Source organism: Streptomyces sp. SM1, assembly GCF_002910825.1.
Taxonomy (GTDB): Bacteria; Actinomycetota; Actinomycetes; order Streptomycetales; family Streptomycetaceae; genus Streptomyces; species Streptomyces okerensis.
In genome coordinates this window covers 1-9,760 of sequence record NZ_NEUB01000934.1, presented here as the reverse complement: position 1 = coordinate 9,760, position 9,760 = coordinate 1, and the positions used below count along the sequence as shown (strand labels likewise).

Here is a 9,760-nt window from a genome sequence, read left to right as displayed (position 1 = left end):
GGGCCCGGTGGTACCCCTGGACGCCGACAGGGAGCAGCCGGGCTGGACGCCGCCCGGGCGGCGGGGCGCCAGACCGGCCGGGCAGGGGGCACAGGGGGCTCCGGACCGCGCCCAGGAGAGCGGGGCAGACCCCGGCATCCCCGGCACGGCAGCACTCCCGGAACAGCGACACGGAGCGGCCAGGCGGGCACCGTACGGGCGGCGGGACGCGGGGGCCGGACGCGGTCAGTACACCGGGGCAGACCCCGGCCCGGCGGTCTTCCCGGAGCAGCGACTCGGAGCACCCGGAGTGAGCGCCGTACGGCCAGGTGGGACGCGATAGCAGCCGGACGGAGCACGGCGCGTCCCCCGACACGAACCGGCGCGGACGGGCGATGCCCCGCTGCCTTCGGGGAGCGGGACGGAGCAGCCACGCAGTGCGCCGTGCAGGCGGCGGGACGCCGGACGGGTCGGGGGCGCCGCAGTCGGGCAGGGCTGAGGGCACCCGGACACGACCGGGGCGCAGTGCCCCGAGTGGCGGGGCGGGGAGGCCGGACCGTGCCGTGGCCCGGTGTGGTCGGGCACCGGCTTCGAGGGTTCCCGCTGTGGATTCGAAGTCATGTACGGAGCGGAGAGGCACGAGGCTCGCCGGAGCCAGTACGATCGGCCAGCATCGGCGGGCGCCCGCCCGACCCCCAGGCCAGGGAGCGAATCGTGCTGATCACCCACGACACCCGGTGCGCGCTCGACACCGTGGTGGATCTGGTGAACACCGCGCCGGAGGACGACACGACGCCGGACGGGCTGCCGGACGTCGCGGCCCTCCAGGTTTTCGTGCGGGAGCACCAGGTCAGTGAGGTCGGGACGCTCAACGAGGGCGACCTGGCCGCGGTGCGCAGGATCCGCGCCCGGTTCGCGGCGGTCTTCGCCGCGTCCGACGCCCGCGCTGCGGCCGGGCTGATCAACGAACTGATCGCGGCCGCGGGCACCACTCCCCGGCTCACCGACCACGACGGCTACGACTGGCACGTGCACTACTTCGCGCCCGGTGCCTCCGTGGCCGACCATCTCGCCGCCGACTGCGGGATGGCGCTGGCCTTCTTCGTGGTCGCCGGGGAACAGGAACGGCTGCGGCGCTGCGAGGCCCCGGACTGCCGGCACGCCTTCGTCGACCTCTCCCGCAACCGCTCCCGCCGCTACTGCGACAGCCGCACCTGCGGCAACCGCCTGCACGTCGCCGCGTACCGGGCACGCCGCAAGGAGGCGGCGGGCTGATCCGCGGGAGCGGATCCGAGTACCGAGCTCCGCTCGGCGGGTCGTCCGGGGGACCGGGAATGCATGCACGCGGGACCATGGGACGTACCGGCAGCCGGAGACATGTGCTCGGCACGGGCGGATCTGCCGCGGCCGCCCCGGGAAGCAGGAAGGGCGAGGGCGGTCGGGGTGCCCCCGCGGGGTCGTCGATGCCGTGCCGACGCGGTCCCGACGGGTGACGTCGGGTACCGCGGGTACGGCTCACAGCCACAGCAGGTCGTGCAGGGCAGCCGTGAGCAGCAGACACCCGATCACCGCAAGGAAGATCATCAGCGGTGGCTGGGATAGGGCGAAGAGGCATCCACGCGGCTCGTCCTGCTGCGGCGCGGCATCGCTCTGTGTCGTATCCAGCATCTCGCCGCGATGATGACGCATCGGAGGCTCCCGACGCGATCAACACTCACGGAAAGCATGCGAGTTCGCGGAATCCGTGATCTACCGTCCGGCTTGTGATCATTTCCGGGCACTCCCGGACTGCCGAGTGACGTTTCCGCACGGTTCCGCGACGTCAGATGCCGTGCTTCTTGAGAATGGCCTCGATATCGCTGAAGTCGTCGTCACCCCGGGACGCCGGCGCCTGCCTGGCCGGCTTGGCCTCCGGGCGCGCTCCCTGGCCCAGCGCGGGCGCCGAGGCACCCGGGGCCACCGCGCCGGAGGCTTCCGCCGCGCGGGCGGCCTTGCGCTCCTTGCGGGTGCCACCGCGGCGGCGCTCCACGGTGCGGGTGGTCGCGAACAGCACCCAGGACAGACCGAGCAGTCCGAACCCCGCCCAGGCCGTCGGGCTGAAGGCCGTGTCGGCCAGCCATTGGACGAGGCCGGTCATCACCAGGGCGACGGGCACGAGCGAGTAGGCGGCGATACGCGCCGCGGCGAGGAAGCGTTTGCGGTAGGCCGTGACCACCGCGATGCCCAGGCCTGCCGCGGAGACGGCGGAGCAGACGGTCTCGGCAATCATCCGGTCCTCCAGGCAGCGTACGGTCGCGGCGGTACTTCCTTCCCCTCCATCCTGCACCTGCCGGACCCCGCGAGGCCATCTCCCGGCCGCACATCAGGGACATCTCCGGGTCGGATCCTCCCCAGGTCCCGGTGGCGGCGGGGCCGGGCGGGCCGACTCGGACGGTCCGGAAGCGGGCTGGAAGACTGGGGCCCATGAGCGACTCCTCCCCCGCCCGTCCCGCCGGCACCCCCGTCCTCGATGTCTGGTGCGAACTGCAGTGCCCGGACTGCCGAAGCGCCCTCGACGATCTCCGTGCCCTGCGGGCCCGCTACGGCGACCGCCTGGAGCTGCGGCTGCGGCACTTCCCGCTGGAGAAGCACAAGCACTCCTTCGCAGCGGCCCAGGCGGTCGAGGAGGCGCTGGAGCAGGGACAGGGCTGGGCGTACGTCGAGGCCGTGCTGGGGCGGGTCGAGGAGCTGGACCGCCGGGGAGAGGCGTTCCTCGTCGAGGTCGCCCGGGAACTCGGCCTGGACGCCGAGGAGTTCGACACCGCGCTGATCGACGGGCGGCACATCCTGATCGTGGACGCGGACCAGGCCGAGGGCAAGGCGATCGGGGTGACCGGCACCCCGACCTATGTGATCGGCGGTGAGCGCCTCGACGGCGGAAAGAGCCAGGAGGGCCTGCGCGAGCGCGTCGAGGAGATCGCGGACCGGCTGCTGGGCGGACTGCAAGGCTGACCCCGGCCCCGGAACCGCCCCACCGCCCGGGGCGGCCCCACCGCCGCCGGGCTACACCAGCGCCTTGTACATGAAGTACCGCGCCGTTCCGTAGCCGAGGGAGTCGTAGAGCCGCTCGGCCGGTGTGTTGCCGGCGAACACGTTGAGGCCGACGGTCCGCCGGCCCGCGGCGAGCGCCTGGGCCTCGGCGAGCAGCATGAGGGTGCGTCCGTGCCCCCGGCCGCGGTGGGCGGCGTCGGCCTCGACGTCGAAGACGAAGGCCTGCTCCCCGGTCACCGCCAGCCACAGGGTGCCCACGGGGGTGCCCCGGTGCTCGAGGACGCTGAAGCGCATGCCCTCGGTGGCGTGGCCGTCGGGCAGGAGTACGGCGTCGTCGTTCACCGCCTTGGCCCGCGCCTCGGCCTCCGGCACCCCGCGCCGGATCCAGCTCCGCGCGTACTCCTCCTGCCCTCTGGCCCTCCAGGGGCCGAACTCCGCCTCGGTCATGGGCCGGGCCACGCTGCCCTCCGGCAGGGCGGGCGGGGTGCCGTCGAGGGCCTTGTCCAGGTTCCGGTTGCGTACGACGTAACCCAGCGCGATGGCGAGGCCGAGGGCGGTGCCGGAGCCGCCGGGGACCGACGCCTCGATCCGGCGGCACCCCCAGCCGCGGGCCACCTCCTCCGCCGCGAGCGCCGCCACGGTGCCGCGGCCGCGACGGCGGTCCGGTTCGTCGATGCGCAGGAGGATGATCCGGGCCGCGGCGTCGCCGAAGACGGGATGCGTTCCCAGGTGGACCTCGCCGACGGGACGGCCGTTCACGCACACCTGGTAGCGGCGCGAACGCGTACCGTCGGGGTTCCGCTGAAGCGGCTCGGTCGGCCGCAGGGTGGTGGTCATCACGGAAGTTCTACCCGCTCGCCCGTCGCCACGATACCGAGGGCCCTGCGGGCCCGCCCCTGGTGTGCGCTCCCCGGACCGGCCGCCGTGTGCGGGCCGTCACGGGTCGAGGTCGGCCCCGGAGCGCTCGTCGAAGATCCGCATGGCCTTGGCGGTCACCGGGCCGGGGGCGCCGGGCAGTTCACGGTCGTCGACGCGGTGCACGGCCTGCACGTCGCGCAGGGTGGAGGTCAGGAAGATCTCCTCCGCCCGCTCCAGCACGTCCAGCGGCAGGTCGGTCTCCCTGGCGCCGGTCCACTCGGCGGCGAGGGCCCGGGTGATGCCGGCGAGGCAGCCGGAGGCGAGCGGCGGGGTGTGCAGTTCTCCGTCGATCACGACGAAGACGTTCGACCCGGTTCCCTCGCAGAGCTGCCCGACGGTGTTGCCGAACAGCGCCTCGGTGGCGCCCCGTTCCCGGGCCCGGGCGAGGGCGACGACGTTCTCGGCGTACGAGGTGGTCTTCAGGCCGGTGAGCGCGCCGCGCTCGTTGCGCGTCCAGGGAACGGTGACGACGGCGGTCGAGTCGGGGCGGCGGGTGGTCTCACCGAGGGCGACCACGAGGGTCGGCCCGTGCTCGCCGCGGTCGGAGCCGAGCGGGCCGTGGCCGCCGGTGTAGGTCAGCCGCAGCCGGCCGAGCGGCATGGGGTTGGCCTCGAGCACGGCGGCGCAGGCACGGCGGACCTCGTCGAGGTCGGGGTCGGGCAGCCCGAGCCCGCGGGCCGAGCGGGTCAGCCGGTCGAGATGCCGGGTGAGCGCGAACGGGCGTCCGTCCACGGCCTTCACCGTCTCGAAGATGCCGTCGCCCACGGTCAGTCCGTGATCGAAGACAGAGACGCGGGCGGACTCGGTGTCCTGCAGCCCGCCGTCGAGCCAGATCTTCACGTCCAGGTCCCTTCACTCACCTCGTACGTTCCCGACGCTACCGCGAGCAGCCGGGATGCCTTCAGTTCGGTCTCCCGCCACTCCCCCTCGGGGTCGGAGCCCCAGGTGATCCCGGCGCCGGTGCCGAAACGCAGCACGGCGCCGCCGTCCGCGCCGCGGTCGATCCAGAAGGTGCGGATACCCACCGCCAGCACGCCGGTGCCGCGGTCGGCGTCGACCCAGCCGATGCCGCCGCAGTACGGTCCGCGGGGGGCTGTCTCCAGCGCGTCGATGATCCGCAGGGCGCTCGACTTGGGCGCGCCGGTGACGGAGCCGGGCGGGAAGGCTGCCGTGAGGAGTCCGGCCCAGCCGGCGCGGGCGCGCAGTTCCCCGCGCACCGTCGACACGAGGTGGACCAGACCGGGGTGCTTCTCGACGGCGCACAGGTCGGGCACCGTCACCGTGCCGGTGGCGCAGACGCGTCCGATGTCGTTGCGGACCAGGTCGACGATCATGACGTTCTCGGCGTAGTCCTTCTCCAGCAGGTCGGCCTCGGTCCGGCCGGTCCCCTTGATCGGCCCGGACTCGACGATCCGGCCCTCGCGGCGCAGGAAGAGCTCGGGCGACGCGGTGGCGATCTCCACTCCGTGTTCCGGTAGCCGAAACGTTCCGGCGTAGGGTGCGGGGTTGCCCCGGGCCAGCAGGGCGGTGAGGGCGTCCACGTCGGCGTCCACCGGCACGGGGGCGGACAGGACGCGGCAGAGGTTCGCCTGGTAGACCTCGCCGGCGGCTATGTGCTCGCGGATACGGCGGACGGCCGCGATGTACGCGGCGCGGTCGAGCGAGGACGCCCAGTCACCGGCCGCGGGACCCCGCCAGGCTCCCGGCACGGGCGCCGGCACCGGCTCCTCCCGTACCTCCCGGAAACGGGCGCAGGTCAGACGGCCCTCGAAGTCGGCGGCGACGGCCCAGAAGCCGGTGGAGTCCAGGGCGGCGGGATCGTCGGTGACGTCGAGAAGTCCGGTGGCGACGCGGTCGCCGAAGCGGGCGAGAGGCGGGAGGTCGGGCACGTGTCGAGTCTATGGCGGGCGCGTCGCGGGTGGCGTGGTCACGGCTGTCGCGGGCGGCCGGGCACCTCTGTGAGCAGACGCACCGCAGCACGCTGCACAAACGGGTTTTTGTACTGGCCCCGGAATCCGCTAGAGTTCACTTCGTCGCCGGGAAGCGCAAGCCGACCGAACCGACAGGCGGACGTAGCTCAGTTGGTAGAGCGCAACCTTGCCAAGGTTGAGGTCGCGAGTTCGAACCTCGTCGTCCGCTCGCAGGAAGAGGGGGCATCCCGGCCCCCTGCACTCCTGGTGGAGTGGCCGAGAGGCGAGGCAACGGCCTGCAAAGCCGTCTACACGGGTTCAAATCCCGTCTCCACCTCCAAGGACGATTAGCTCAGCGGGAGAGCGCTTCCCTGACACGGAAGAGGTCACTGGTTCAATCCCAGTATCGTCCACTGGATCTTCGAGAGATCGTCGACGGTCCGTCCCGCGCGATTAGCTCAGCGGGAGAGCGCTTCCCTGACACGGAAGAGGTCACTGGTTCAATCCCAGTATCGCGCACGCAGTGTCCATGATCCGCTCCCCGGAGTGGTCGTGGCCCCGAGGACGATTAGCTCAGCGGGAGAGCGCTTCCCTGACACGGAAGAGGTCACTGGTTCAATCCCAGTATCGTCCACACTCCTCGAAGCCCCCGGTCGTGCGACCGGGGGCTTCGGCGTGCGGTTCAGCTGGAGAAGAGCATGTGCCCGAAGCCCTTGTTCCGGCGGTGACCGTAGTGGCCGCCGTGCGGGGCTCCCCAGGCGGGGGCCTGCGGAGCCGCCGGGTACGCCTGCGGGGCGGCCGGCGGAGCGACGGGGGGCGCGGCGGGCGGTGCGGGCTGGGACCACTGGGACTCGAGCCGGGTCAGTGACTCCAGCTCGCCGTAGTCGAGGAAGATGCCCCGGCACCCGCTGCACTGCTCGATCTGAACACCGTTGCGGTTGTAGGTGTGCATCGGGGCACGGCACTTCGGACACTGCATGATCGGTCAACTCCTCGCCGGTCGTTCCCGCTTCGCGTATCGCCAGGACAGACTCCGTCCGCCCGCGGGTCGGTTGCACCCTACTTCGCGGAACCTCCGCTCAGGGGCCGGGGGAGGAAGCGCGGACGGAGCCCATGCGCGCGCAGGCGTCCACCAGCGACCGCTCCACCTCGTCCAGCGGCCGCCCCGCCGCGGCCGCCTTGGTGACGGCCCGGGCCGCCGTCTGTGCCGTCAGGGCGCGGGCCGGCACGTCCAGGGTGGCCCAGGGATCACCGTCGGACGGTACGGCCGGGCCGCCGGCCGCGCGGTAGGCGGTCAGGAAGCGGTGCCACTCGTCGGGCGCGAGCAGCCCGCAGGCGTACCAGGCCGCCGGCCGGGCCAGGTCCCACGCCGGGACGCCGGTGCCGAGGTCGTCGACGTCGATCAGCAGCCAGGAGTCGCCGGCTGCCGGGTGGCGTATGAGCTGGCCGAGGTGGAAGTCCCCGTGGCAGAGGGTCGCCGTGTCCGGCGTGGGCGCCTCGCCGCGGGCCCAGGCGGGAAGGGCCGCCCAGGCGTCCAGCACGGGCGTGGTGGCGGGGTGACGGGGTGCGGCGGTGCGCAGACGCGCGACGGCGTGGGCGGCCTTCCCGGGGCCGCGCATGGGGGGAACGGGGAGGGGCGGCGGGGTGCGGTGCAGGCGGGCGAGGAGAGTGGCCGCGGACTCCCAGGGGGCGGCGTCGGGGTCGTCCGGGTCGACGGGGACGCCGTAGGGCCAGTGGGTGACGAGGCGTCCGTGCAGGACGACGGGTGCCGGGGAGAGCGGGGGCAGGAGGATGCCGGGGAGTGCGGCGGCGGTCGCGACACGGAGAGCCAGGTGCGCGGGGCCGGTGCCGGGGGCGTGGGCCTTGGCGACCGTGGTGGCGTGGCGGACGACGGTGGTGTCGTCCTCGCCGGTGACGAGGGGTTCCGCGGGGCAGCGGCAGGGTCCGGTGCCGGGGTGGGTCCGGTCGCCGCGGCGGGCGTGGGCCGTCGCCGTGGCATGGGCCGTCAGCGCGGGAAGGAGATCCGTGGTCACGGAGGTGAGGGTACGGGGGTGAGGCGAGGGGGCGGGCTCCGTCGGCAGGTGTGCGCACAGAGCAATGCCGGCGCAGCTCCCCAGCTGCGCCGGCATTCTTGCCGTCCGCCGCACCCCCGTCCCCACGGGGTTTCATGGGTGGATGTCCCCGCCCGGACCGCTCTTCCGGGCCTGAGGCCGCCTCTCAGCGCCCCAGCATCTCTCCCACGGACGACGCCTGTATGGCCACTGTCTCCCACCCGTCGAAGACGAGGAGGAGCAGGACCGCCAGGGGAAGGGCCATCAGCGTCGCCACCACCGGGTGCCGGCGGCCCTCGCCGCGAGCCCGTGCGCGGACCACTGTCCGCGGTGCCGTGTGTGCCATGGTCCCTCTCCTGGCCGTTTCGTTGTGCTCGACAGCGGCGGGCGTCCGACCTCGGGGGACGAGTGCTGCACCCGCCGCTTGACCTCAAATCTAGGGGCCCGGCGCCCGTCGGACGTCATGCCCTCGTACCGATTGCCGGGCCTCCCGGAGGATGAGCCGTCACCTGCGCTGTACTCCCCTGGGTGGAGACGTGGTCCTACGCCTCAGGGACATCCCCGAAGGGCCGCCCGCTCTGCCCCGTTTTCTCCGACCCGTCCTCGCGCGGCACCGGCTGCTCCACCAGTGCGAGCACCCGGTTCGCCATGAACCGGGCCGTCCGTACGACCGCGCCGGTCCTGGTGACTTCGCTCACTTCGACCACTCCCCGGCGCACCGCGGTCTCCACCCTGCGCCCCGCCCTGCTCGCCACCATCTCGTACGTACGCGTCGTGTCCCCCGCATCCACGACGATCTCCACACGGTCACCCTTCACGCGATCAATCCCCCTTCGGTGTCGGGTGGTTGGGATCACCCACCGCGCGAACCAGGCCTGTCCGCACGCTCCCTGACCACTCTTCAAGTCTCCCACCCACCACTGACAATCCGTCGGTTCGAGAGGGCGCGGCCTCTGCGCACGGGCCGCTGTGGAAACGTAAGCTGTGGCACGTCACAGGACCGGGCAGCGGGGATGAACATGGCGATGATGCGCCTGAGGCGCGAGGACCCGCGCGTCGTCGGCTCTTTCAGGCTCCACCGACGGCTCGGCGCGGGCGGGATGGGCGTGGTCTACCTCGGCTCCGACAAGAAGGGGCAGCGGGTCGCGCTGAAGGTCATCCGCCCGGATCTGGCGGAGGATGAGGAGTTCCGCTCGCGGTTCGCGCGCGAGGTCTCGGCGGCCCGGCGCATCCGCGGCGGCTGCACCGCCCGGCTGGTGGCGGCCGACCTCGACGCGGAGCGCCCGTGGTTCGCCACGCAGTACGTGCCCGGTCCGTCCCTGCACGACAAGGTCGCCGACGGGGGTCCGATCGGGGCGGCGGAGGTGGCGGCCGTCGGCGCGGCCCTGTCCGAGGGGCTGGTGGCCGTGCACGAGGCCGGTGTGGTGCACCGGGACCTCAAGCCGTCCAACATCCTGCTGTCCCCGAAGGGCCCGCGGATCATCGACTTCGGCATCGCCTGGGCCACCGGCGCCTCGACGCTCACCCACGTCGGCACGGCGGTCGGCTCTCCCGGCTTCCTCGCCCCGGAACAGGTGCGCGGGGCGACCGTCACCCCGGCCACGGACGTGTTCTCGCTGGGCGCCACGCTCGCGTACGCGTCGATGGGCGACTCCCCCTTCGGGCACGGCAGTTCGGAGGTGATGCTGTACCGGGTGGTGCACGAGGAGGCCCAGCTGGCAGGCGTCCCGGACGCGCTGGCCCCCCTGGTGCGCGCGTGTCTGGCGAAGGATCCCGAGGAGCGGCCCAGCACACTGCAGTTGTCGCTGCGGCTCAAGGAGATCGCCGCGCGGGAGGCGCAGGGCCTCGCGGACGTCCGTCCGCCGGCGCCGC

General features: G+C 73.1%; 12 protein-coding genes, 5 tRNA genes and 1 pseudogene. 9 read left to right on the top strand and 9 right to left on the bottom strand.

Annotated elements, in window-relative coordinates:
* Together B9S61_RS41780 and B9S61_RS32160 are read left to right on the top strand one after the other, a co-directional pair.
* Positions 1 to 322: pseudogene (locus B9S61_RS41780) on the top strand (hypothetical protein); the annotation flags it as partial.
* A gap of 371 nt (positions 323 to 693) precedes the next feature.
* Positions 694 to 1,254, top strand: coding sequence for a CGNR zinc finger domain-containing protein (locus tag B9S61_RS32160; RefSeq protein WP_103545338.1), 561 nt, complete (start codon positions 694 to 696; stop codon positions 1,252 to 1,254).
* Between the two features lie 240 nt (positions 1,255 to 1,494).
* On the opposite strand, the gene B9S61_RS41225 is transcribed toward B9S61_RS32160, so the two are convergent.
* Together B9S61_RS41225 and B9S61_RS32155 are read right to left on the bottom strand one after the other, a co-directional pair.
* Positions 1,495 to 1,647 (bottom strand): hypothetical protein, encoded by a 153-nt coding sequence (locus tag B9S61_RS41225; protein WP_019523797.1) that lies wholly within the window; start codon positions 1,645 to 1,647, stop codon positions 1,495 to 1,497.
* Between the two features lie 154 nt (positions 1,648 to 1,801).
* The gene (locus B9S61_RS32155; protein ID WP_103545337.1) at positions 1,802 to 2,248 is read right to left on the bottom strand and encodes a hypothetical protein; all 447 of its coding nucleotides are present in this window, start codon (positions 2,246 to 2,248) and stop codon (positions 1,802 to 1,804) included.
* Positions 2,249 to 2,442: 194 nt separating this feature from the next.
* Between B9S61_RS32155 and B9S61_RS32150 the strand changes: the two genes are divergently transcribed.
* The gene (locus B9S61_RS32150) at positions 2,443 to 2,970 is read left to right on the top strand and encodes a DsbA family protein (protein ID WP_103545336.1); all 528 of its coding nucleotides are present in this window, start codon (positions 2,443 to 2,445) and stop codon (positions 2,968 to 2,970) included.
* 51 nt (positions 2,971 to 3,021) lie between these two features.
* On the opposite strand, the gene B9S61_RS32145 is transcribed toward B9S61_RS32150, so the two are convergent.
* The 3 genes from B9S61_RS32145 to B9S61_RS32135 all read right to left on the bottom strand — a co-directional run bounded on the left by B9S61_RS32145 (position 3,022) and on the right by B9S61_RS32135 (position 5,816).
* Complete coding sequence (locus tag B9S61_RS32145) at positions 3,022 to 3,846, bottom strand: GNAT family N-acetyltransferase (RefSeq protein WP_103545335.1); 825 nt, start codon at positions 3,844 to 3,846, stop codon at positions 3,022 to 3,024.
* Between the two features lie 99 nt (positions 3,847 to 3,945).
* Complete coding sequence (locus B9S61_RS32140) at positions 3,946 to 4,767, bottom strand: aminotransferase class IV (RefSeq protein WP_103545334.1); 822 nt, start codon at positions 4,765 to 4,767, stop codon at positions 3,946 to 3,948.
* On the bottom strand, positions 4,764 to 5,816 hold the full coding sequence (locus tag B9S61_RS32135; protein ID WP_103545333.1) for a chorismate-binding protein: 1,053 nt from the start codon (positions 5,814 to 5,816) through the stop codon (positions 4,764 to 4,766). Before B9S61_RS32135 ends, B9S61_RS32140 begins: the two co-directional genes overlap by 4 nt.
* A gap of 177 nt (positions 5,817 to 5,993) precedes the next feature.
* On the opposite strand from B9S61_RS32135, the gene B9S61_RS32130 reads away from it, so the two are divergent.
* The 5 genes from B9S61_RS32130 (at position 5,994) to B9S61_RS32110 (ending at position 6,471) form a co-directional block, all read left to right on the top strand.
* Positions 5,994 to 6,066, top strand: a tRNA-Gly gene (locus B9S61_RS32130).
* 37 nt (positions 6,067 to 6,103) lie between these two features.
* Positions 6,104 to 6,177 (top strand) — tRNA-Cys (locus B9S61_RS32125).
* 1 nt (position 6,178) lies between these two features.
* Positions 6,179 to 6,250, top strand: a tRNA-Val gene (locus B9S61_RS32120).
* A gap of 34 nt (positions 6,251 to 6,284) precedes the next feature.
* Positions 6,285 to 6,356 (top strand) — tRNA-Val (locus B9S61_RS32115).
* 43 nt (positions 6,357 to 6,399) lie between these two features.
* Positions 6,400 to 6,471, top strand: a tRNA-Val gene (locus tag B9S61_RS32110).
* 48 nt (positions 6,472 to 6,519) lie between these two features.
* Here the strand turns inward: B9S61_RS32110 and B9S61_RS32105 are convergent.
* The 4 genes from B9S61_RS32105 to B9S61_RS32090 all read right to left on the bottom strand — a co-directional run bounded on the left by B9S61_RS32105 (position 6,520) and on the right by B9S61_RS32090 (position 8,706).
* Positions 6,520 to 6,816, bottom strand: coding sequence for a zf-TFIIB domain-containing protein (locus B9S61_RS32105; RefSeq protein WP_103545332.1), 297 nt, complete (start codon positions 6,814 to 6,816; stop codon positions 6,520 to 6,522).
* Positions 6,817 to 6,916: 100 nt separating this feature from the next.
* Entirely contained in the window at positions 6,917 to 7,870 is a 954-nt protein-coding gene (locus B9S61_RS32100) for a phosphotransferase family protein (protein WP_103545339.1), read from the bottom strand.
* A 184-nt stretch (positions 7,871 to 8,054) separates the two neighbouring features.
* Entirely contained in the window at positions 8,055 to 8,234 is a 180-nt protein-coding gene (locus B9S61_RS32095) for a hypothetical protein (RefSeq protein WP_103545331.1), read from the bottom strand.
* Between the two features lie 196 nt (positions 8,235 to 8,430).
* On the bottom strand, positions 8,431 to 8,706 hold the full coding sequence (locus B9S61_RS32090; protein WP_103545330.1) for a hypothetical protein: 276 nt from the start codon (positions 8,704 to 8,706) through the stop codon (positions 8,431 to 8,433).
* Between the two features lie 195 nt (positions 8,707 to 8,901).
* Here B9S61_RS32090 and B9S61_RS32085 point away from each other — a divergent pair.
* Positions 8,902 to 9,760: serine/threonine-protein kinase (locus tag B9S61_RS32085; RefSeq protein WP_146065008.1), on the top strand; the 859-nt coding region annotated here is incomplete at its 3' end.